The 25,270-nt window shown below is 43.8% G+C and carries 10 protein-coding genes and 1 pseudogene; 9 read left to right on the top strand and 2 right to left on the bottom strand.

What is annotated here, in order from left to right:
- Positions 1 to 185: 185 nt before the first annotated feature.
- Complete coding sequence (locus IQ276_RS11990; protein ID WP_193913525.1) at positions 186 to 17,057, top strand: DUF4347 domain-containing protein; 16,872 nt, start codon at positions 186 to 188, stop codon at positions 17,055 to 17,057.
- Between the two features lie 13 nt (positions 17,058 to 17,070).
- Here IQ276_RS11990 and IQ276_RS11985 read toward each other — a convergent pair.
- Positions 17,071 to 17,262: pseudogene (locus IQ276_RS11985) on the bottom strand (IS4 family transposase); the annotation flags it as partial.
- 190 nt (positions 17,263 to 17,452) lie between these two features.
- On the opposite strand from IQ276_RS11985, the gene IQ276_RS11980 reads away from it, so the two are divergent.
- Complete coding sequence (locus tag IQ276_RS11980) at positions 17,453 to 18,064, top strand: hypothetical protein (protein WP_193913539.1); 612 nt, start codon at positions 17,453 to 17,455, stop codon at positions 18,062 to 18,064.
- 131 nt (positions 18,065 to 18,195) lie between these two features.
- Here IQ276_RS11980 and IQ276_RS11975 read toward each other — a convergent pair whose 3' ends face one another.
- Complete coding sequence (locus IQ276_RS11975) at positions 18,196 to 18,564, bottom strand: Dethiobiotin synthetase (RefSeq protein WP_235115598.1); 369 nt, start codon at positions 18,562 to 18,564, stop codon at positions 18,196 to 18,198.
- A 209-nt stretch (positions 18,565 to 18,773) separates the two neighbouring features.
- Here IQ276_RS11975 and IQ276_RS11970 point away from each other — a divergent pair, with 209 nt between their 5' ends.
- The 7 genes from IQ276_RS11970 to IQ276_RS40940 all read left to right on the top strand — a co-directional run bounded on the left by IQ276_RS11970 (position 18,774) and on the right by IQ276_RS40940 (position 25,209).
- Entirely contained in the window at positions 18,774 to 19,010 is a 237-nt protein-coding gene (locus IQ276_RS11970) for a hypothetical protein (protein WP_193917296.1), read from the top strand.
- Between the two features lie 723 nt (positions 19,011 to 19,733).
- Positions 19,734 to 19,979: a photosystem I iron-sulfur center protein PsaC gene (gene psaC, locus IQ276_RS11965; RefSeq protein ID WP_012411495.1), complete on the top strand. Its 246-nt coding sequence runs from the start codon at positions 19,734 to 19,736 to the stop codon at positions 19,977 to 19,979.
- A gap of 470 nt (positions 19,980 to 20,449) precedes the next feature.
- Positions 20,450 to 22,333, top strand: coding sequence for a glutamine--fructose-6-phosphate transaminase (isomerizing) (glmS, locus tag IQ276_RS11960; protein ID WP_193917294.1), 1,884 nt, complete (start codon positions 20,450 to 20,452; stop codon positions 22,331 to 22,333).
- Positions 22,334 to 22,575: 242 nt separating this feature from the next.
- Positions 22,576 to 23,907 carry an ATP-binding protein gene (locus IQ276_RS11955; RefSeq protein WP_193917293.1) on the top strand — a complete coding sequence of 444 codons (1,332 nt, stop codon included), beginning with the start codon at positions 22,576 to 22,578 and terminating at the stop codon, positions 23,905 to 23,907.
- A gap of 2 nt (positions 23,908 to 23,909) precedes the next feature.
- Positions 23,910 to 24,881 carry an O-methyltransferase gene (locus tag IQ276_RS11950; RefSeq protein ID WP_228043078.1) on the top strand — a complete coding sequence of 324 codons (972 nt, stop codon included), beginning with the start codon at positions 23,910 to 23,912 and terminating at the stop codon, positions 24,879 to 24,881.
- A 62-nt stretch (positions 24,882 to 24,943) separates the two neighbouring features.
- Complete coding sequence (locus tag IQ276_RS40945; protein ID WP_373690623.1) at positions 24,944 to 25,090, top strand: type I-MYXAN CRISPR-associated protein Cas6/Cmx6; 147 nt, start codon at positions 24,944 to 24,946, stop codon at positions 25,088 to 25,090.
- On the top strand, positions 25,072 to 25,209 hold the full coding sequence (locus tag IQ276_RS40940; RefSeq protein ID WP_373690505.1) for a hypothetical protein: 138 nt from the start codon (positions 25,072 to 25,074) through the stop codon (positions 25,207 to 25,209). The genes IQ276_RS40945 and IQ276_RS40940 overlap by 19 nt, the downstream gene beginning before the upstream one ends.
- Positions 25,210 to 25,270 lie beyond the last annotated feature (61 nt).

The raw sequence follows: 25,270 nt of genomic DNA, 5'->3' as shown, positions 1-25,270 counted from the left end.
TAATAATTTGGGCTTTAAAAAGTTTTCTCCACTTTTTAAGGGGACATAAGAGAAAATAATAAGTCTTTACAGACCGCTAAGAACTTTTTCAACAACCTCTCAAGAGTTAACTAAGCTGACTGACATGATTATTGCTGGTCAGCCTTCTCAATGTAATTGACTGTAAATTTTTAGTAATAAAAAATATGCTTCTTCCAGAAGATAAAAGTAGTAGCCAACAATTTAGTCTGAGTAATACATCTAGCGACATTCTTAGTTCTCAGCTTGATCTCAAATTAAATAACACTGTTAACAACCCTATTACATATAAAAATAGTCAAATTTCCACTCAATCACACGATTTAGTATTTATTGATTCTGCCAGTGTTCAGAATTATCAAACCTTAATCTCAGCTATAGATCCTTTGGCAGAAATTATTTTTTTGGATGCAAAGCGGGATGGAGTACAACAAATAACTGATGCGTTAGCACAACATCAAGGTATATCCTCTATTCATATTGTTTCTCATGGTAGTTCTGGTAGCCTACAACTTGGCTCAGGAGTTTTGAATAAGAACAATCTTGAAAATTATCAAGATAGTTTACTCGGTTGGGCTAACTCTCTCACAGCAGATGCTGATATTCTTCTCTATGGTTGTGATGTCGCACAAGGAGAGCAAGGTCTTGAGTTTATTCAAGATATAAGCAAACTTACAGATGCTGATGTTGCTGCATCTAATGATTTGACAGGTAGTGCTGCCTTGGGCGGTAATTGGCAGTTAGAATCTACTGTAGGACGAATTGAGACAAGCTCATTATTTCAATCTGTAAGCAATTTTAATTCTGTATTGCTGATCAATCTTACAAGCGACCAAGAAATCAATGGCGATACTAACTATATTAATGAAGAAATAGTTGTTAGTGGTGATAGAAAATTAAAGATTGATGGTAGCGTCAATATTAATAATTTACAAATTAGAGGTAATGGAGATAACATCGCCGACAAGCTCACTTTAATTGCTGATGATAACGTTAACATAGAGGGATTTTTAGGTAGTGGTGGTCTTCCCAATTTGGTAATTCAAGCAGATAAAATTACTGTTAAAAATAACGTAATTGTATCAACTCGCCAAATTAACGGTACGGATTATTTAACAGCGAATTCTATAGGTAATTCGGGAAATTTAGAGTTTGGCGCTCCAATTATCAATGTTGGTAATGGAGCAAAAATTCTCACTCAAGTAGAGAATGGTAGCACCTATACAGCTGGTGACATTACTTTAAATGCCAGGGATGATAGTGCGCTGATAACACCAGTTATACGGGTTAGGTATGCCTATACAGACATCACTCTTACTGGTGCAACACTAAAGGGTAAGAATATTCTATTAGAAACGAACTCAAATGCTGCTAATACATTTGATGGAGATAGTGTTGCAGGTACATTTGAACCTGCTATTGATTTTCTAGGGAGCATAAGCTTTTTAGGTGGAGGGGCATTATCTAAAGCTGAGTCCACAGTTACAATTGGTCAGGGTAGTAACATCGATGCTTCATCGGTGACACTCAAATCTACAGCTGAAGCTGAGGCGATCGTTAATACATTATCAAGCGAAATCGCAATTGCTTATGCCCAAACCAGCCCTAAAGCTAAAGTTATTGTCGAAGATAACGTAACCATTAATACAGCAGGTGACTTAACAATCGATTCTCGTGCTGATAGTGTATTGTATGCTAGTGCTAGGCAGTTACTAATACCTATTGATGCCCAAGCCGCAAGTGACATCACACTAGCACTTGGTTTTTCTGACATTGAAGCCACTTCTAGTATTGCTGGTAATAATACCAATATTAATGTTGGTGGCAGGCTGGATGTCAAAGCGCGGATGGATAAAGAACACAGAGTTTTATCTACTGCGGCTGCCTATAACGATGGTTCAGTGGCGTTGAGTGCAGCTGTCTCTTTGTATGACAGTAATGTGACAGCTACTATCGGTGGAAATATCACAGTTGGAGGTGATATTAACATTGAGGCACAATCCAATACACCTAAGAACGATACGCAAGCTGATGCAGATGTCGGTAGCGGTCTTGTAGGTAAGATAATTACTAATTTGGCTCCTCTGAAAGCAATTGGTAATTTCTATAAAGCCAAGGGTCTTAATCTCCTGGATGCACGAAGTGGGGCTACTGGAGCGTTCAAGCTAGGAGGAGCATTTGCTTATGCAGATGATACTAACAATACCACAGCTAATATTGCTAATTCCGCCTACGTTGTATCCAAAACAGGGAATCTCAAAGTTAACTCCTCACTTTCATTCGTTCCCGAAATAGCCGCTATTAGTGTTGTTGATTCTGAAAAAGTAACACCCAGTTCTTCGGGCAACAATAGCAACAACTCCGTTAGTGGTGCCATTACTATTGGCAGGTTTAATAATAACTCTAGCGCCTTTATTGGCGACAATACAATTGTTGATGCGAAGAAGTCTCTTTCCGTAACGGCTGAAACAAGAGTTCCTTACGATCTTCAGTGGTTTCAGCTAACAGGAGCTGCAGATATCATTGAGAAACTGAATACCAACTTTGGTCTGCAAAATGGGTTATTTTCATCTTGGGCGCAAAGTGCAGCAGTAGGCAATAAATTTGCCGGTGCGGGTTCGGGTAATTATTTTGAGTTAAACAATACTACCAACGCCATTATTCATGAGAATGCGAAGATAAATCAGCAGGAAACTTATCGCTCTGAAGAACAGCACGTTAAGATACAGGCAAAAACTGATGTTGAGACGGTGGATCTGTCCGGCAACGCTGACATTCTCTTCTTTGGTACAGAGTCAGCAAAAGGTGTTGGAGGTTCATATCTACAGACAGTTTACAACAACAATACAACGGCGCTGATCGAAAAAGGTGCTAGTGTTTACGGCGAGACATTGTTTGTTAGAGGCGACACGGCGCAGCGACAGATTTCTTTTACACAGTCAGGTGGTAAGGCAGAAGAGGCAGCAGTTAATGCCAGTGTTTCCATTGCTACTGTTAATAATCACACTATATCTCAGATTGATGATGGAGCAACTATTGTTACAGGAGATGGTTTCATCCAAATCGATAAAGATTTTCGCCAGCCTTTTGGACAAGACAATCTACAAAACGGTTTCCAAAAATTATTATATCCGGATGATGCTGCTACTTTTAACCCCTCTACCGATGTCAATGGGGATGATGAAACAATCACATTCAACAAATATCCAACTCGCAGTCCTATTACATTCTCTCCCAAATTTGATGTGGATGGGGCTACGGATACCATCACTGTGGGAAGCGAACTTGGTTTAGAAACTGGAGATGCGATCATATATGACGTACCCTCTGCTATTCTTCTCCCCGTTAGTGGATTGTCTGATGGTCAACTTTACTATGTTATCGTAGACAGTAAGAACCCTAAAAAAATCAAGCTAGCTCAAACTAAAGCCGACGCACAAGACGGTAAGGCAATTCATATAGAGCCGTTAGAGCCTCAGTACGGGCCTCCCTATCTGCAGCCACAATATATTTTCCCCGTCTTAAAAACAGGAGATGTTTTTACATACAACACTAGCGGTAACAATCCCGTCGGTGGATTGTTAAATAACGAAACTTACTATGTGATAGCTACGGAAGATCCTAAGAAAATTCAGCTTGCCACCACCAAAGCCGACGCATTTGCTGGCAATGTCATCAACTTAAATCCAACACTTGCTACAGGGAAAGAACATTATTTTGTAGCAAAAGAACGAGATTTATTAGATGTTGAAGTAGAGCAATATATACTCGGTTTAGATAGTAACAAAGATGGCAAATTAACAATAGACGATGATGGTATATTGGCTGTTGAAAATAACGCCTACAAGACTAATCTAAATCAGTTAGTGATTGCTGAAGATGAAGTACAACTGTTTAAATTTGTTGGGGGTATTGCAGTTGCAGACAACGTTGGTGTTGGTGCATCTTTAGGATTTAATGACATTACCCGCGATACAAAAGCATTAATTGGTAATAAAGGTACAGAGTCGGATGATGCGGGTTCTTTAACTGCCGGCGGTAAAGTTAAAATTGTCGCCTTGAATAATGGTTTGATTGGTAGTGGCAGTTTGGCAGCAGCAGTAACGGGTCCAGAAACTCCAAAAGTTCCAGAAGTTTCACTTCCTTCAGTTGGCGTTGAGGCACCCTCAGAGGAAGCAGGAAAAGCTAAGTGGGGAATCTCAATTTCTGGCGATGTTTCTATCAACACGATTACCGATACTACTGAAGCTTACATTCGTAATGCCAAGATTGATAATGCTGTTGGATTCGATATATCTGCGATTAACGACACCGACATCACTGCTGTAGCTGGTGCGGCGGCAATCTCTGTAGGAGGTAAAAGTTCAGCCGGAATCGCCGGATCGTATTCGCAAAATACGATCAACAGTAAGACAAAAGCTTACATTGACAATTCTGTTGTAACTATGTCAGGCGAGCTGAGGCTTGATGCCCAAGTATCGGGCAGCATGGTTACAGTTACGGCTGGCGGATCGGGTGCAGCGCGAACGAGTGGCATCAGTATAGCTGTAGCTGGGTCGGTATCTGTTAACCAGATTGACAGTGATACCTCTGCTTACATCAACAATTCCTCTGTTACGGCTGGTAGCATTAAAATCGAGTCAACAGATGAGTCATCAATAATAGGCGTTGCCGGAGCATTAAGTTATGGTGGTACGGCAGGCGTTGGAGCCTCCATTGGTGTCAACCTGATCAATAACCAAACTCAAGCTTACATTAATGGTTCCGATATCACAACAACAGGAAATGTAGACGTTGCGGCAAAATTTAACGCAGATATTGTGGCGGTATCGGCGGCGATCGCTGCCAGCACTGCCAGTTCGGGAGGAGCAGCAAGTTTCTCAGTTTCGGTTAACAAAATTACCGGGGCTGGTACAAATGCTTATATCGCTGGTAAGAAATTAAACGGACTCAATATTGGCAGCGATTTGTCCCTTGATGTCGCTGACAATTCCTATATATTGGCGGCGGCTGGTAATGCAACTTTCAGTGGAGGTAATGCAGGGCTGGGCGTATCGTTTGCTAAAAATGACATTGCACACAACCTGCAAGCCTACATTGATAACACATCAATTACTTCAGTCAATAATGTCAATTTAGAGGCTATTTCCTTAGCTTTAATCGAAGCTGTTACCATCGGTGGCACACTTGTCGCTAACATTCCTACTGGTAAAACCCCGGAAAGCAAATTAGCTGGGGCGTTTGCTGGTGCTGGTGCGGGGTCTGGCAATACAATCCGCAACAAGACTAAAGCGGAAATTAGAAATAAGGCAAATGTAAAGGCAAGTGGAAATGTTACCCTATCTGCTAAAGATGAATCTAAGATTCGAGCGGATGCTGGCGGCGTTGCTATTGCCATAGCTGTTGGACAGCAACTTAGCGGTGCAACTACAATTGGTGCTTCACTAGCCAAAAACGATATTCAAAATGCAGTTACGGCAAATATTGATGACGCGATTGTTAATTCTACAGGTGGTGGCTTAGATTTAAGCGCGACTTCTCAAGCCAAAATCGAAGCTTTAACGCTCGCCGGATCGATTTCAGCCGCATTCGGTCAAACTACTTTAAGTGCTTCTGGAGCTGGAACTTCATCAGATAACACTATTAACAACACAATCGAGGCATCGATCAAGAACCAATCGGATGTCAATGTTACCGGAGCCGTTACGCTATTTGCCAAGGATACTTCTAGCATCGACGCAGCAGCAGGTGCAGCAGCGATCGCCGTTGCTGGAGGTCAAGCAGGCAGCATAGGCGTTTCTGTTGGCGCGTCCCTGGCAACCAATAATATCGGCAATACGTTGAAAGTCAGTATTGATGATTCTAAGGTGACGACATCTGGTATTGCTTCCCTGACGGTAGACTCGGCAGCAAAAATTAATGCCCTAACGATTACAGGCGTAGCAGCAGTTGCAGGTGGTGCTAGTGGTGGCATCACTGCTTCGGGAGCAGGTTCTCAATCCACAAACGCGATCGCCAACATAATAGAAGCATCGATTAAAAATTCCAGTCAAGTCACCGTTAACGGTGGCACGCTCAACTTGAGCGCGACAGACAACTCCGCGATTAAGGCAGATGCGGGTAGCGGTGCGCTGTCAATAGCAGGCGGTGCTGGTGGTGGCATTAGCGTAGCAGTCAGCGCCTCGCTTGCCAAAAACACCATCGGTACAGATATCAAGAACAACTCGGTTAAAGCCTTCATCGATACTTCCAAAGTATTTGCCTCCAGCGACATTAACCTGAGCGCAACGACTACTGCCAAAATCGATGCCCTCGCTGTAGGCGTGGCACTCTCCGTAACAGGCGGTGCAGGCGGCGGTTTGGCGGGTTCTGGTGCGGGTGCAAGCTCAACTAACACGATTAAGAACGCCGTAGAAGCGTTGATTAACAACAGCAACAACGCTAATAATGTCAGTACGACAAACGGCGGCATCATCCTCAGTGCCGATGATAGCTCTAAGATTACAGCTGATGTAGGCGGCTTTGGACTCGCCGGTGCCGGTGGCGGTGGCGGCAGTGGTACGGTATCGGTAGGAGCCGGAGTTGCCGAAAACACGATCGCTAATAAAGTGAAAGCGACGCTCGACAATTCTTTTGTTACTGCTAACAAGGATGTTGCCCTGAATGCAACTGCTAACGAAACGGTAAAAGCTTTGTCCCTGGCAGGCAGTTTATCAGTTGCCATCGGTGGGGGTAGCGTGGCACGGGCGGGTGCAGGTGTCCAGGCGAACAATAGAATTAACAACGCGATCGCAGCTGCTATCCAAAATGACAGCCGGGTAACTGGAGCCTCGGTGAAATTGAACGCCAAGGACAGTTCTGATATAAGTTCCAAGACGGTAGGCAGCAGCATCGCTGTGGCAGGTGGAATCGGGGCTGGAGGTTTAACAGTAACGGCATCGATCGCCGACAATGAAATTGGCAATACCGTACAAGCTCGCATTTCTCACAGTACTGTGACAGCGAGTGGTGGAGTGGAATTGGCAGCCAACTCAACTGCCCAGATTGAGGCTCTATCAGTTGCTGTAACTGCTTCAGCGGCGATCGGTGGTGGTGGCAGCTTATCCGGTGGCGGCGCGTCGGCGAATAACTCTATAACCAACACAATTTCTAGTGTGATCGATGACAGTACGGTAACTGCAACAAATTCGGTGAAACTGGAGGCAATCGATAGCGCCACAATCAATTCCGACGTGGGATCGGGCGCATTATCGATCGGACTTATCGGTGCATCAGTTGGCACTTCGCTAGCAAAGAACGCGATCGACAATACCGTGACGGCGTTCATCAACGGTAGTAATGTTACGTCAACTAATGGTGACGTAACTGTTAGTGCTGACTCCACATCGAGTATTAAAGCTCTGGCTGTTGCCACTGCCGCATCTATCTCCTTTGGCGGTTCTGGTGCGGGTGGCAAAGCCGATTCCACACTTAGTAATGACGTTACTGCGTACATTAACAGTACGACAATTACTGCTAAAGGTAATGTGAAGGTTCAAGCCGACTCAAACGCTGCCATTAATAGCCAAGCAAAAGCAGGCTCTGGTGGTCTTGTTGCAGTTGGTGTAATGCTAGCCGATGCTCAAGTGACAGGTTCTACTCAAGCTTATCTCGGCACCGGAACTCAGATTGTCAAGGTAAACAATCTAGAGGTGCTGGCAACTAGTGCTAATACGGCAACGACTCAGGTAGTCACAGGATCGGGCGGTATTGTGGGAGTCAGAGAATCGAAAGCAACCGTTACTATTACTCCTAAGATATCCGCTTATATCGCCAATAACGTTTCTGCCCAAAACATAGCGCATGATGTCACCGTCAGAGCAAACTCCCAATTAGCGGAAGGAGATGCCATCGGTAAGAGCTTCGGCGGCGGTGTTGTTGATATCGGCGTTCCCGTTGCCAAGGTGAATGCTTCGCCTGAAGTCACCAGTTATATCGGCAGCAACTCCAGCATAATTGCGGGTGGGGATGTCACTGTAGAAGCGATCGCGCCCAAAGTTGACACTACTCCTCCCAGCGATATCATTCAGCCAGCCAATGTCAACACGAATGCAGATACCATCAAGTTTGACTTCAAGTTAGAAGATGGAGATGCCGTTGTCTACGATGCTCAAGGTAACTCGGCCATTAACGGTCTTGTCAGTGGACGCGAATATAACGTCTTGGTAGCAAATGCCAACGACAATACGATCCGCTTAGGTTCCTCATTTAATGCAGCTAGCATTGATTCTAGTAAGGACATTATTAAATTTGAGGGGCCGCATAACTTTGAGACAGGCGATCGCGTTAAGTACAGTAGCAGCAGCAATCCGATTGTCGGCGGACTCGACCAATCACAAACTTACTACGTTCGCAAGATAGACGACACAACCATCAAACTAGCGCGTACCTTAGCAGAAGCCACCGCACCGCTAGCTGGATTCTGGACGACAGCTGTTAACAAAGATACTGACACTATCAACATTAACAATCACGGATTCAGTAACGAACAAGCTGTTACTTACCGCTCGCCAGAACCAGTGAAATTTAGTAGCGGACTTGTCGATGTGAATGTGACGACGCAAGATGGAGAAGTCGTACCGCAAACAAACGAGCAGGGCAACAGCGTTGAAGTTAACAACAACAATATTCTGATTAAAAATCATGGACTTGTGACAGGCGATGAGGTCGTGTATCGCTCGACTGGAGCGGTAATCGGCAATCTTGTCAACGACGGACGCTACTTCGTTATCAAAGTTAATGACAATGAACTGAAGTTAGCAACAACTTTGGATAATGCCATAGATGATCCTAATGTTGCTGGTGACGATAGACTAGCGATAGAAATTTCCCGCAATGGAGTAGACCCAAGCGTTACCCACAGTCTGGTAAGAGTCAGTGACTTACCATTAGGCGGACTGGAGAGTGGCGTTACGTACTACGTAATTAAGCAAGATGATAACAACTTTAAACTGGCGGCAACTCCAAATGGCTCGGCGATCGATATAGATACAGCCGGGTTGACAGGTTTGCACTTCATCGGCACAGAAGGAATTGACCTCACAGCAGCTGCGGGAACTCAATCCATCTATATGAATTTAAATTCTCAGCCTCAAGGTGAACATCGTCTGTTGGGTTCTGGTAGCGTGCCTCTGAGTTTAATTAAACCATCTTCTGGTGATGGCAAGTCTTCAGTTACTGTACAAGGCGGTGCTGGCGGTGTAGTCGAAGTGTCAGTTCCTAAAGGCGAATTAACTGCATCGCCTAAAGTGACAGCTTATGTTGCTGCCAAATTAATCAATGCTGGCGGTGACGTGACGATCGCATCTAGCTCTAATGCCAATATTACTGGTAGTGGCGACAACCGCGCTGGGGGAGTCGTTAAAGTTGGCATCACCAAGGTAACAACTACGCTCAATAACACCAGTAAAGCCTTTGTAGGGGTTGAGGACAGCAGTGGCAATATCAGTGCTAATGGAGTGCAAATTATCGCCGGAGGCAACTTCAAACTGACTGCCGATACCGTCAATACCAACAAAGCAAGTACGGTTGCCTATGGTGGAGGTGTCATCGGTGTAATTACGGGCGAGGCAACCGCCAACACGACTAACACCACTAAGACAACTGTGGGTGACAGTGCCAGCATTACTGCCGATACTGTTAAGATCGCGGCTACGGTTTCCAAACTAGACAATACGGTGAACTCAAAAGCTAAAGGTGGCGGTCTCTTTGGTGCTTCTACCGCTCGCGGTCAGGGAAATGTTACCTCAAATGTGGATGTCGTCATTGAAGGCGGTGCTAATACAAATACAACAATTGTCGGCAATTATGGAGTTGACATCCAGGCGCTAACGAATGGCGTAACTATTGCCAACAACAAAAATTCCCTATTTATCGGCATCGGCCCTTCCAGAGAACCGGGAGATATCACCCAATCTTTTAACACAAATATTGATGCCGACGCAGGCGCAACTGTTACCGCCGGATCTCGTGACAATGCCACAACACCACTTACCAAAAAATCGGGCATTAATCGCCTTGCCTTGTTGGTTGAGGCAGCCAACAGCGATTCTAGCGGCGGGCTGAAATCAGGTAATGTTACCTGGGATGCCGATGTGGTGATTACACCTGGCCCTAGCCCAGACCTAGAAGTGGATGCTAACGGCAATATTACCAAAGCTGTTAACGTCACCGTGAATGGTGGACAGAAATCGGGTGCGATCGCAGGTAACATTTCGGTGGACGATATCAACAATGATGGTGCTGGCGAGGTACTGTTTGAAGCTAACGGCGGTGTAATTAATGGTAGTAACAGCACCTTCGACTTCAGCGACACTTTGCGAAAAGTGAAGATATCTAATGCTTCTACTAAGCAACTAACAATTAACAAGATTGATGTTGTCAACAGTACCAGCTCGCCAACTGTCTATCTCAGGGGTGGTAAAGATAAAGTAGGGTTGCAATTCGATATCCGCCGCATTGTCGAGCCGACTTTAATTGATATCGAAAACAGCAAGTCCTCAGATATTCTCTTCAACGATTTAATCGACAATCCAATTGGTAAAACTCTGATTAAGACAGAGGGAAATATTCTTTCCTCTGGTTCACAAGCAATAGTGCGGACGAATATCTTCGACGCACAAGCAGGTGGAAATATTGGTACTACAACTAACCGAATTAATGTCGAGCTAGTTGAGAGTGCCGACCGTCCAGAACAGGTTTTCGCCGATGCCCAAGGGAATGTTGCCCTCAACTTGAAAGGACGTTTGCGTAACGATGCAGTTACAAACTTTACGGTGAATGTCGATTCTATTAAAGCAGGCAACAATATCGATCTATTGCTGCAAGATAGCCTGAAAGACTCTGAAACTGGCACTGCGATCAATGGTGTGACTGTCAAAGTTCCTGGTGATGATAACTTTAGCGGTGTATTCACCAATCACTTCCGACCTGACGATGATTCAGTACCGTCACCAACTCTCGATCCGGGCGTTATTCTTGACCCAAATGCAGAGGTAATTGCTGCTACCTTGTATCGCTTTGAATCCAGAGATGCTAATGGCAATTTCATCGGCAATCCAGGACTTGTAGCTGGTGGCAGTATCATTGTGAATGCAGCCACGAAGACAGCCTTGAATCCCACAATTAACATCCAGGGTATCGTAGACATTTTGGGAACAGGCTCTGTCAGTGTTGAAACCGATGGTTCTATTAACTTGAGTGAAAAGACTGGCGACTTCCGGGCTGGGTTAGTCAAATCTTACTTCAACAACGTGACCTTGACAGCCCCTGACTCGATTGTCGATGCTCTCAACGATGCAGCAAGTGATGTTACAGGTGTAAATATCACCTTAACAAGTCAAACAGGTGGCATTGGTTCTAGCTCTAATTTCCTAGAAATTGACTCCTCTAATCCCAATCGAGGAGCGCTCAAAGCTACGGCTGGGCAAGATATTTTCATCACCGAAATCTCAGGCGACTTGAATGTCGATAAAGTCATCTCAACTGGCAATACTACTTTAACAACTAGCAACGGTTCGATTCTAGACTTCAACCAAGATAGCAATAGCAATATCGATGCTGTTAACATAGACCTCAATGCTCTGGGTGGTAGTATCGGTACTAGCACGGAAGACCTGGAAATTAATACCTCAACGACAGGACGTTTAGTAGCCAAGGCAGATGGCGGTACAACAGCCGATGGTAATATCTACTTAACAGAGACTAGCACTGCCCTTAATGTGCTGTTAGCAGAAGCGGTAGATGGCATTGTGCGGTTGACGGTGAATGAAACCTCAGCAAGAGGTGAAGACCTCAAACTGTTAGCAAATGGTCAAACCTCTACAGGCACAAACATTTCCAAGGGACGGATTGCCGCATCGGGTTCTGTAAAACTCCGAGTTGGTGACAACGTTACTACAACTGACAACAGCGAAATCGTTGCCGGCAGGACAGTTACTATCCAAGGCGACTATCTCAATCTCGATGCGGCTGTCGGCACTAATATGGATCTGCGAGGGACAATTACGCCCGGATCTGGTGTTGACGACAAGACTGAGATTTTCGGCAATAGCGATAACGATACGTTCACCTTTAACCAAACCTTCCTCGGCGGTCAGACCAATGTTTATGGTGGGGCAACGGCGACTTCTGGAGTCGATGACGGAGAAGACCAGTTCATCGTCAACCAACTGCAATCAATGACCACATCCAGAAATGGCAAGCGCGACACACTCAATTTGGATGGACAGGCAGACACCGATACTTACACTATCAACACTACAGGTTCTCAGGGAGCTTACCGCGACTACATCATCAATGTGCTGGACAAGGGAGCCAAAAATGATGGTGCTGATACGCTGACGATTAACGGTGCAGACAGCAGTGCTAACGATGCCATTGATGACATATTCTTAATGCGTCGCATGAACTTTATTCCTGGTGAAACTGCCGATACGCCAGCATCAGTTTCCTTACTGCATGGCACTCTAGCACAGACGCAAACGGCAAGCTCTCTGGCAAGCGATCGCCCACAACAAGTCCAACGCATTAACTACGATGCTAACATTAACGGCAGTCTCAACGTTAACGGTTTAGGCGGTAATGACTACTTCGCCAGCGACGACAACAGTGCTGTCACCAACCTTGATGGCGGTGCAGGTAATGACCAATTTCAAATCGGACAATTATTCGGAACCGAACGCGATACGGCTATAGGCAACTTAGCAGCAAGCGATGTCTTCGATACAGTCAGAACGACTCGTGGTTATCTTAGCCGAGGCAACAGCTTTGCCACAACCGTCAAAGGTGGTACAGGTGAAGATGCCTTCACGGTCTACAGTAACCAAGCACAATTGAACTTACAGGGTAACGATGGCAATGATGAGTTTGTCATCCGTGCTTTTGTCTTAGCTGATGAGAATAGCAATCCGCTTGTGGGTGATGTATCGACTAGTGGCAATACTCAAGTCAATACTGGTGCAGGTGATGACCGAGTGCAATATAACGTTAACGCACCAGTGGCGATTGATGGCGGCACGGGATTTGACAAGATTGTTGCTTTGGGTACAGAATTTGCCGATACCTTTATCATCAGCGAACAGGGTATTTCCGGCGCTGGCATCAATACTACCTTCAATAATGCTGAAGTAGTCGAAGTGGATGGCTTGGAAGGAGATGACGAGTTCTTCGTCATCAGCACTGCCCCTGGTGTTGCCACCCGCATCATCGGCGGACTAGGTAGCGATATCGTCAATATCGCCAGCGATGTCACTACCAAAAACCTAGTCACAGACCACCTACTGAACAAGATACGTGGGCCTGTGGAAGTAATCGGTGGTACGACCAACGCAGATAGATCGCTCAAGGTTGCAGTCATCTTGCCCAAGGAATCGAATGCACCTCTATTTGCGATCGCGGCTCAACCAGATGAAAACGAACAAATCGACACCCTCAACATCTTTGACGACTCCAGCCAGGAAGATAAAGTAGGAGTGCTAACTGCCACCAATCTATCCGGCTTCAACATGGCAGCAGACTTGACCTTCTCCGGCACAACTGCCTTTGGCGAACCGAATGTATTTAAGGGCGGCATTACATACGGCGATGCTACAACAGGTAAAACAACCTTTGAAGTCCTCAATCTGCTGATGGGTAGTGGTAATGACAAGCTGACGATCGCCAGTACTTTGAGTACTACTGCCAAACACGGCGGCATCACCACAGTTCACGGCGGCGGCAACCGCTACCTCACTGATGCGGTAACTGGAACTTTCATTACAGATAATACAGGTCAGAAAATTGTTGGTGGCGATACTATCATCATCAATGGTGGTGGCGGTACAAATTCTCCGTTGGTTGTCTATGGCGATACTTCCCAAGATGGTGCATGGTACGCTGGTAGCCCAACGGCTGTTGAAAGCCTCGATCTCGGTCTGAAGCCTTTCGACCAAGCGGGTACAGCAAGCGATCGCTTCAAGTTCCCCATAGCTAACTCTTTTGCACTGGCAGGTAACGATACCATTGATGCCCGCAATCTCTTTAAGAATATCCCAGTTGGGCAGTTGCCTAGTGTGGGTCTGACTATCTACAGTGGTGCTGGCAATGACACGATTTACGGTTCTCAAGCTGGCGACCACATAGCAGGCGGTTCTGGTAATGACAAGATTGAGGGACAACAAGGAAATGACCACATTTACGGTGATTCTGGTTTCAACGTGAATCCGATAACCAGAGAACTCACAGTCGTCAATGTCAATACCAGTACTAATAGCTCCCGCGATTCATTAACGGCTGGAGATGACACCATCGACGGCGGTATTGGCGAAAATATTATCGTTGGTGACTACGGTATTATTACCCAAACATCAGGAACAAAGAGAATACTTACCACTAGCAATGTCATACAAGTAGAAACTGCTAACCCCGCAGCTGGCGGTAACGACACAATTACCACTGGAGGCGATCGCGATATCATCCTGGGTGGTAATGGTAGTGACAACATCAATGCAGGTGACGGCAACAATATTGCAATTGGCGATAGCGGTAAGGTAACAATTGCTGCTGGTAAGGTGAATCGCATTGAAACCACAGATAGCAATCTGGGCGGCAATGACACAATTACTACAGGCAGTGGTGAAGATATAGTCCTGGGTGGTTTTGGTAGCGACAACCTCACCACAGGCGCAAGCAATGATGTAGTGCTAGGTGACAACGGCTATATCAGCTATGTGGAAATTGATAACGACCCAACTAACATCGACCGCATCACTACCACCAATGCTAAGGACGGTGGTAACGATACTGTTAACTCCGGTGCTGGGAATGATATTGTTCTCGGCGGTGTGGGTGACGATCAAATTAACGCTGGTGATGGCAATGATTTAATCTTTGGTGACAACGGTAAGGTAGAAGGCAGCGTCAACGCCAACCTTTTACCACTTTCCACCCTCACTAAACCATTCACCTTTACTTCCATCGATACCACCAACACCAACGCCTCCGCTAATCCACTGGGTGGTAACGACATAATTTATGCTGGTGTAGGTAAGGATATTGCCCTTGGTGGTCAAGGCAATGATACAGTCTACGGTGAAGCTGGTGATGATGACATTATTGGCGGACACAATGTAGCTGGCGGTAACGATGGTAACGACATATTAGATGGTGGCACTGGTAATGATGCGATCGCAGGTGATAATGCTTCTATCCTCCGGCGTGGTGATGCCCTCAGTCCCCGTATCCGTACCCTCAAAGGTCAAGTCATCTATGATGGTAACGGCAATGCCCAAGTAAACCCTAACGCTCAAAACAATCCCAATGGTGTAGAAGAACGGCAAATTGTCTTGTTTGACCACTCCGATACCCCAAGTGCCAACATTTTCGGCAATGACAACATTGCAGGTGGCGCACAAGCTGACGTAATTTTCGGTCAACTGGGTGATGATACTATTCAAGGTGACGGTTCAGTCTCTATTAACACTACTAGCGCATCTGTAGAAGATTTTGCTGGGGTTGGTACTGACGGTGATGACTATATTGAAGGTAATGGTGGTAGCGATCGCATCTTTGGTAACTTGGGTCAAGATGACATTATTGGTGGCAGTTCTAACTTGTTTAGCTTGACTACACCCAGCCAACGACCCGACGGTGCTGATACTATCTTCGGTGGTGCAGGTACGGATATTGCTCGTAATGATTTAGGCGATACCTCTGCTAACGGCCATGCTCAAGATGCTGACTATATTTTAGGCGATAACGGCAATATTCTGCGCTTGATAGGCAGTAATGGTCAATTCCTGACCTTCACCTACGACTTCTACGGTACTTTAAAAGTGATTCCCCGCGCTATCGAGTTGTTGGATTATACCCAAGGTGGCGCTAGTAGCGATCCCGGTACAGGTGATATTCTGCATGGTGAATCTGGTGATGATGTTATCCACGGCATGAGCGGTAATGATGTCATCTTTGGGGAAGGTCAAGATGACGATATCTACGGTGGTACAGGTAGCGATCGCATTTATGGTGGTGCAGGTGAGGACGGTATCTTAGGTGATGATGGTAAGATATTCACCAGCCGCAATGGACTGACAGAAACCCTCTACGGGATTAATACTGTTAATGTCCAAACTCAAATTAGTCTGCCTGGCCCGTTCACAGGTGCTTGGATTTTCATCACTGGCCGCTTAAACAAGACAGTTGACCTAGCTGCTGTGTCAATAGGTGGTAATGACGTAATATATGGTGGTTTAGGAGATGACTTCCTCCACGGTGGTGCAGGTGATGATGGTATTTCTGGTGCGGAAGCCCAAACCGCTTTTTATAACAGTAATCCAGTTACTAACACTAATCCACTAGGCTACGACCCAGTAACACGAAAATTGGCAGCTTACGATGCGAATAATCCCTTAAAGAAAATTAATAACTTCTTCTTGAACTTTGATGCTACTGATAGCTCTGGGAACAAAATGAATGATGGTAAAGACCGCATCTTTGGTGATTTGGGCAACGATTGGTTAGTTGGTGGTACACAAAATGACCGCCTCTTCGGTGGTATGGGCGACGATGTTATCAACGCTGATGACAATCACGATACTGCTGGTGGACTGAACAACAACTCTGATACACCTCAATTCGCTGATGCTGACTTTGCTTTCGGTGGCGGTGGACTAGATGTGCTAGTTGGTAATACAGGCGGCGATCGCCTGTTTGATTGGTCGGGTGAGTTTAATAGCTACTGGGTTCCATTTAGTCCCTTTGGTGAACCCACTGTTTTTCGCAAACCCTCACCATATGTCCAGCAGTTCTTGCTGGATTTGGGTAAAGAGAGTGGGGCTGACCGCACCTTAAGTGAACCTAATGGCGAACTTGGTTTAGTCACACAGAAAGACCCACAATGGCAAGACCAAAATGGTTCGCCTCGTGATCCGCAAGGTAATAATTCCAATGGTGTACGTGATACTCAAGGCGCTCCTGAAGATGATCGAAGCACAGCTATTTCTTTAACTGGAGGTGGTAGATAGCTGACTTTTCCCGTTAAGTCTCTGTTGCAAGCTGCAAACCCTCACAGAGATCGTGTAATTTTAACCAACCTCGCCACAGTACCTGGATACCAATAGAAGTTCTATGTCGATGTTCAAGATATCCGCCAAGACGAGCGATCGCTTCCACAGCCCAACCAGCTGTTAACACTTTAGGTAGTTTGGGCGATTTTGCTTTTAAGAATTTTCATCAAAAAACCTTAACCGAACCGCATTGGGAGTGGGGAGCGGGGAAGATGAGGGAGAAATAATGTTAGTGGGTCTTCGTGGAGAATTGGTATAAATTGAGTTGGCATTTGAAATAATCTTGCCCAAAAGCGGGAAAGCTATGGTTATTCCCTAGTGGGGAAATTTCCATGAAAATCCTGAATAGGAAAATGCTTAAGAAATCTCTGCTTAACTTTTTAATTTTGCCTTTTTCTGTAATGCCCTGGCTGTGTGCAGGAACGCTTTTTGATTCCCAAGTTAATGCTTTACCAGGGCAAAGTACAGAAGAGGTAGGCACTTGGATTAAAGCACATCCCACACTCCGCCCCAGGAATGGGGAGCAATTGTTTGTGCAAAAGACTGATACAGCTGCTCAACGATTCACTTTTCAAGCTTCGGTATTGCCTCCTGGTAGGGTGGAATTTTCCAAAGACCGTGGCAGAATTCGCAGTGAACGCATTGCTATGTATGATGCCATTAACGGTATGACATTTGAGCGCCTGCAAGAATCGTTGCGGGTGATTTATGGCTTAGAAATTTATCAAGACTACGATCGCGCCGAAGTCGTGTACCAATATCCCAACCAAAAGGCCGTTAACTCAGCACGTCTTGCCAAAACTCCGATTCGGGAAGCTTTAAAAGGAGAATTACGAGTAGGCTCACGCTATGTATATTGGGTAGAAATCGCCCAACCCAAAACGGGCAAAGCTTTTACCGGCCAAATGACGATTTTGCTCAAAACAGACCTAGACAAATTGGAAAGTGAACTGCAAATTCGGTAATGAGCATTGGGTATGGGGCATGGGGCATTGGGCATTGGGCATTCATTGAGCATTGGGCATTGGTTATTCTTTCTCCCCCTGCCTCCCCTGCTCCCTCATCCCCCTCATCCCTCCACTCCCCACTCCCTTCTCTAGAGTTTCTCCAAGCCCACAGAAGCTAAGGTTTGCCATGTACCCGAAAAGATACTTTCAGCTCCTAAGGAAATTCGTAGCAAATCTTCTTTCAATAGCGGTGGCCAATCAATGCCGGCTTTACGCCCTGCGGCAAATAGCTGTTGCGCTTTGATGCTTAACTGATAAAGCGCCAAAACTAGTTCTCGGTCTAGGGTGGGAGCATCTTTGAGGGCTTCAAACACCACTTTCAATGCCAACAAAATTGAGGTAATCTGACCAGGTACTGGCGGTTTCCCATATTTCATACGCTCTAACAGCGCATCTGGGTAATCCTGGGTTGTGATTGTCTGATCTATCAGGAGTTTCCGAGCTGTTTCGTAATTCATGTAACAAGCTTACCGTACATTTTGATTGAGCAGTAATACTTAATTAAAATGTCATAAAACTGGCTTATGGTTGTTTATAGCAATTTCATTTGATTTGTGAAAAGATAGGCGTGGGAAAAATGATGGGGAATTGGCGATGCTCTGGATTAACCAGATAGACTGAGTATAATAGCTTTGAAAAATACACGTTTTTGGAAATTACAAGCAAAATGATATCACCGAATTTACTAGAAATTGAGCGCTCCATCCGTGCCTTGTCTGTGGAAGAACAACTTTGGCTACTGGAAAGTATTGCTCGTGAAATCCGAGAAAAAGAGTATACAAAAGATAAATTTGACGATGCCAAATATCCGCCAGAAAAACTAGTAGAAATAGCTAGTGAGCCAACAGTTACAACAAACTTTTCTCTGAACAATGATGAGTTTGCTAGTTCTGAAATACTCTGAAATATATCAGAGTAAAAATTATGAATTTACCAAAATTAAAAAGTCAAATATACAAATTATCGGAGAGCGATCGCTGACAATTGCTCAGTGCGAATCGTCCTATTTTCGATTTTTTATGTGAGCTAATCACATGACGAATTGTCTTAGTTGTAACTATTGGTTTTCTAAGACTCTGTAATTTGCCTTTTTCAAGACATAGTTCGCTATTGAGGATATATTAGGAGTCCTATTTGAATCCGTGAAGAAACTGGTCTTCAAATCGAAAAGGCTGATTTCCTACTCTTTACCCTAAAAGTTGCGATCGCTTCAGTTTGGACGGGTGTGCGATCGCCAAATCATTATTACAAATACACTTAATTTAAAATTAATGCTACATATTTAATATTTTGTTACAAATTTACTGTATTTGACAGTAGCATAGCAGCTAATAAATAAGTACTATAGATAACCTTCTGATCTAAATCTTTTTGAGTGATTTTTCTTGTAAATGACTTTACTATATAACCTAATTATGGTATATGAGTAGGGTAAATACGCTCCTATAATGTTGCTAATTTAGAGGTCAATAGGGACGATCTCGCAAAAACAAATTTTCTAACGTGCCTATTAAATTGTTTGAAGTTATGTAGCCTTTTGACTACGGCCTATCAACCACTGCGGTAAACTATGCGTTGATTATGATTCTTTCGCAGAGAAGAACACTCGAAAGGAGCCGTTTTTTCAATGTCTCATACCGTAAAAATCTACGATACCTGCATTGGCTGCACCCAATGCGTCCGCGCTTGCCCCACAGACGTACTGGAGATGGTTCCTTGGGATGGCTGCAAAGCTGCTCAAATTGCCTCTTCACCTCGTACAGAAGACTGTGTTGGCTGTAAGCGTTGTGAAACTGCCTGCCCCACCGACTTTTTGAGCATCCGGGTTTACCTGGGCGCTGAAACAACTCGCAGTATGGGTCTGGCTTACTAAAAAGCTCGTGCCGAGTCACCGAACTTTGAGCGCCGGAACCTGGCGCTCAAAGTTCTCGCTGAGTCCCTAGTGCTGAGATACAAACAAGTAAATTGAAAAAACAATTTCTTGATTCTTCACTCAGGACTCGGAACTCAGCACTCAAAACTTTAAAGTGTCTCAATAGCAAGCACCTTTAGCATTCTAGGGGAGCCATTGAAGTGCTTTGGTCTCCAAAGATGGCGTCAACTGGCGTTGGGTACTGCCCACCTTAGTTTTAGATTGGGGATAAAATTTCTGGTTATCTAAATTCTCGCAGCCTCCCTTGTACCGTCAGGTCAAAAGCGGGGAATCTGCTGAAAAAACCGAAAATCTATGACAATACCTAGTGGTAAAGGGAGTAATTCACTCCCTTTTTTCTTTGCAAAACACCCAATTTGTGGTAACAACTATACTGGATTTAATCATCCTCAAAAAAAGTGGTGTGAGCAATGTGCGGAATCGTTGGATATATAGGCACTCAAGCGGCGACAGACATTTTACTGGCTGGGCTGGAAAAACTAGAGTACAGGGGCTATGATTCCGCTGGAATCGCCACTGTTTGGGAAGGTGAGGTTCATTGTGTGCGGGCCAAGGGCAAACTGCATAACCTACGTTCTAAACTGGAACAAATTGAAACCCCTGCCCAAATTGGTATTGGTCACACTCGCTGGGCGACTCATGGTAAGCCAGAAGAATACAACGCCCATCCCCACATGGATACCGCAATGCGAGTGGCGGTGGTGCAAAATGGCATTATCGAAAATTACCGCGAGTTACGCGAAGAACTCAAAGCCAAAGGATACGTTTTTCGTTCTGAAACGGATACCGAAGTTATCCCCCACCTCATAGCCGAATTTTTAAAGAATTTTCCCCCCTCATCTCCCTCATCTTCTTTCCTAGAGGCAATTCGCCAAGCTGTTAACCACCTACAAGGAGCATTTGCACTTGCAGTGGTTTGTGCTGATTATCCTGATGAATTGATTGTTGTTCGTCAACAAGCACCCTTGGTGATTGGTTTTGGTCAAGGAGAATTCTTTTGTGCTTCCGACACGCCAGCGATCGTTGCTTACACCCGTGCAGTGCTACCTTTGGAAAATGGCGAAATTGCCCGCCTGACACCTTTGGGCGTTGAAATTTACAATTTTGCTGGGGACAGGCTTAAAAAACAACCCCGACTACTCAACTTGAATCCCACGATGGTAGAAAAACAGGGATTCAAACACTTCATGCTCAAGGAAATTCATGAGCAACCAGGGGTAGTGAGAGCTAGTTTAGAAGCTTATTTTAATAATGTAGAAGAAAATGTGCGATCGCCAATTAATCTTGGTTTACCTGAAGATTTATATACAGATTTAGAACAAATTCACATCGTCGCTTGCGGTACAAGTTGGCACGCTGCATTAATCGGCAAATATTTAATTGAACAACTAGCAGGAATTTCAACTCAAGTACATTACGCTTCTGAGTATCGCTATGCACCATCACCATTGACATCCAATACTTTGATTATTGGTGTCACTCAATCAGGGGAAACTGCTGACACCCTAGCAGCTTTGGCGATGGAAAAAGAACGCCGCCAAGGCAAAGAAGCCAAATATGAAGCGCGACTCTTAGGTATTACGAATCGTCCAGAAAGCAGCCTTGGCCATCTAGTGCCACATATTATTAGTACGTTAGCGGGAATTGAAATTGGGGTAGCAGCGACAAAAACTTTTACCGCCCAACTGATGGCGTTTTATGCATTGGCATTAGATTTAGCCGCTCAACGTCAGACAGTTTCAAAAGAAACTTTAGAGAAAATTATTAATGGCTTGCGACAAATTCCTAAAGAGATTGAGTCAACATTAGAAAGTCAAGAACGTTTAAGCGAACAACTGGCACATGAATTTGCTGAAACCCAAGATTTCATTTTTGTAGGTAGAGGAATTAACTTTCCCATTGCTTTAGAAGGGGCGTTGAAATTAAAAGAAATCAGCTACATTCACGCCGAAGGGTATCCAGCTGGCGAGATGAAACACGGTCCCATCGCGCTTTTAGATGCGAAAGTGCCGGTGGTGGCGATCGCAATACCTGGTAGTGTGTATGAAAAGGTCATTTCCAATGCCCAAGAAGCCAAAGCCAGAGATTCTCGGTTAATCGGCGTGACTCCCGTCAACGATGGCGAAGCTGCGGAAATTTTTAACGATTTACTCCCTGTCTCCCATGTGGAAGAATTGCTTTCTCCCCTCCTCACAGTAGTTCCTTTGCAATTGTTGGCTTATCATATTGCCGCCCGTCGTGGTTTGGATGTGGATCAGCCTCGCAATCTGGCTAAAAGTGTAACTGTGGAATAGTATAATTTTATACTTTTTATAGATGTGTGGAAAGATACTTCGGTTAAACAATAAATAATTCGATTCAACAATAAATAAAACGGTTGAACAATAACCCTTGACAGAGTACGCTTGTATTGATCAGATATGCGATCGCTCTCAGGGGTTATTTTTATGGTTAGGCGCAAAAGCCAATGGACGCAAGCTAAATTTATTCCTAAACTAGGCTATAAAAAGCATATCTCATAAATAAGTGAAATCAAATGAGTGGTAATCAACGGGTAATTCATGCCGAACCTACTAAAGATTTATTCATATATATGTTGGTGCGAGATATACCGCTTATTCGTGCGATCATTGATCTTGTTGACAACTCAGTAGATGGCGCAACTCATTTACAGAGTAATGAGAATTATGAAGGGCTTTGGATAAAAATTTTAGCTAACAAAGAAAAATTTGAAATTCAAGATAATTGTGGAGGAATAGAGGTAAAGGAGGCAGAGGAGTATGCTTTCAAATTTGGAAGAGCAAATGATGCTGCATTAACGCCAAAATCGATTGGAAGATTCGGAATTGGGATGAAGCGAGCTTTTTTCAAGATCGGAAGAAAATTTACAGTTGAATCAACTACCTCTAGCTCAAAATTTGTAGTCTCAGAAGATGTAGAAGAATGGAAAAAGAAAAATGAATGGACATTTGAATTTTTAGAAGTTCAAGAAATTGGTGATTACGAATCCAGTGAGATTGGAACTCGAATATTAATTGAAAAATTGCATGAAAGCGTGTCAGAAGACTTAGGATTAGAAAATTTCCTATCGCAATTAAGGCAAGAATTAACAATTGCATATTCATTAAAACTAAAAAAGGGATTAAGCATTAGTATAAATAATGAGGAACTGCGTCCAACTCCCCTTAATTTTCGTACTTCTGACAATATTAAAGTTGCAAAATTTGAAAAAGAGTATAAGTACTTTGGAAGTTGTGAAATAGATACACCAGTGCGGGTTAGCTTGTATGCTGGTGTATCCGATAGAAGTCTAAATGAAGGTGGATGGTATGTATTCTGCAATGAACGTATGGTTCTTGAAGCTGACCAAACTGAAATAATGGGTTGGGGTACAAAAAGTGGTTTCCCAAAATATCATGCTGATTTTGCATTTTTTAGAGGCTACGCTTTCTTCGAGTCTGATGATGCTGTTTATTTGCCTTGGACAACGACGAAAACAGGGATTGACTACGACTCACCAATCTACAAAGCAATCAAACAACAAGTATCTGAACTAACGGTTCCCGTTCTTACATTCTTGAGAAAAATGGCAGATGAAAAGAGCCGTGTAGAGCGTGGTGAAATATCTGAGAGTTTACTTGAGCAAGCATATTTACAAACTTCACTTCACTCTGTATTTGAAGCAGATACAAGTACAACCTTTCAAATTCCTGAGCAATCAGCAATACCGCCTCGTCAGAACCGTGGCACTATACAATATAACAAACCAATTGAAGAAATTGAGCTAGTTAAAGAATTATTAAATGTTTCATCGAATAAAGAGATCGGTGAAAAAACCTTTGATTACTATTTAAACAACGAAGGATAAGGATGATGGCTGGTAGCTATTCAAAAATTAATTACAGCCTTCGTCCTGCAAAAGCAGTTGAAAGAAAGATTATATGCGATTCTCTTCGATGCTTAAGTCCGTTCGGAGAACTGACAAATTATAGATATGTAGGTTTTGGCTCAACTTACTTTAGTGACTTTATTCTATTTCACAAATCCTTACATATTGAGGATATGATAAGTATAGAAAAAGACAATAATGCTAAAGATCGTTTTGAATATAATAAACCTTTTGGGTGTATTGAAATCAAGTATGGAGCTTCCTATGAAGTTCTGCCGACAATTGAATGGAATAAAAAATCGATTGTATGGCTTGATTATGATAGCCCATTAGAAAAAACAATTCTAGATGATATTGATACCCTTACAAGCAAATTAGTATCTGGAAGCGTTTTAATTGTTACAGCTAGTGCAGAACAAGACCGACCCCCAAAGGAAGGTTGGGATATAAAAGAAATAAACAAATTTAGAGAAGATAAGTTACGCGAAAGACTTCCTAATGAAAAAATTCCCATACACGAACCGATTGATTTAACTGGGAAGAATCTAGGAAATCTGTATAAAAGAATAATTAATAATCAACTGAAACAAAGTGTTAGTAACGCTAATTCAGCACGTTCAGAAGACGAAAAGCTTAATTATAAGCAGATTTTTGATTTTCGTTATGCTGATGGTTCTCGGATGCTAACAGTTGGATGGCTCCTTTTTGAACAGAGCTACTGTAATCTGGCAGAACAATGTAAGTTTAGTAAGAATTTTAATGCAACAGAATTAGATAATCCTTATGAAATAAACGTGCCCAATCTTACACGTAAGGAAATTCACTATCTAGATAGTCAAATGCCTACAGATGATTGCGATGCTGTGAAGCGAATTTGTATCCCTCTCAAGGATGTTAAATGCTATGCAGAATTGTATAAATACTTTCCTTCTTTTGTGGAAATGATCATGTAGCTACGACAGAAATTTTCTGTTGGTATGGTGTAATTCATCTGACCTGAAGTTCTAGACTTCATATTCGGCTACCAGTAAATCAGGTACGTTTAATTTATCCATTAGCAGGTAAGTCCCTGAGAATTGGCAAGCATACAATTCGTTTGGGTATTCCCGATATATATTTCCTCCAACCCAACCTGCGGAGCAATTGCGATCGCGTATCGTAATCATTAGAGGTTATGCAGAACCGGAGGAATTCTTAGCAGCAGGCAAAAGGCAGTCTGAGAAACTTAAAATCCAAGGGATAGTTACTATCCTGTCCTGTAAAAGGCTGACGGTAGAGTAAAACACAAAACTCCTAAGAACAGAGTCAAGTCATAACTGACGTTTTTTGTTGAAAACACCGT

Origin of the sequence: Desmonostoc muscorum LEGE 12446 (assembly GCF_015207005.2) — a bacterium.
GTDB lineage: Bacteria > Cyanobacteriota > Cyanobacteriia > Cyanobacteriales > Nostocaceae > Nostoc > Nostoc muscorum.
Note: the sequence above shows the minus strand (reverse complement) of the source record. Positions and strands in the feature narration are given on the sequence as shown.

Coding starts and splice junctions, on each gene's coding strand:
- IQ276_RS11990 (WP_193913525.1), top strand. CDS start 186: ATGCTTCTTCCAGAAGATAAAAGTAGTAGCCAACAATTTAGTCTGAGT.
- IQ276_RS11975 (WP_235115598.1), bottom strand. CDS start 18,564: ATGAATTACGAAACAGCTCGGAAACTCCTGATAGATCAGACAATCACA.
- IQ276_RS11980 (WP_193913539.1), top strand. CDS start 17,453: ATGCTTAAGAAATCTCTGCTTAACTTTTTAATTTTGCCTTTTTCTGTA.
- IQ276_RS11950 (WP_228043078.1), top strand. CDS start 23,910: ATGATGGCTGGTAGCTATTCAAAAATTAATTACAGCCTTCGTCCTGCA.
- psaC (WP_012411495.1), top strand. CDS start 19,734: ATGTCTCATACCGTAAAAATCTACGATACCTGCATTGGCTGCACCCAA.
- IQ276_RS11970 (WP_193917296.1), top strand. CDS start 18,774: ATGATATCACCGAATTTACTAGAAATTGAGCGCTCCATCCGTGCCTTG.
- IQ276_RS11955 (WP_193917293.1), top strand. CDS start 22,576: ATGAGTGGTAATCAACGGGTAATTCATGCCGAACCTACTAAAGATTTA.
- glmS (WP_193917294.1), top strand. CDS start 20,450: ATGTGCGGAATCGTTGGATATATAGGCACTCAAGCGGCGACAGACATT.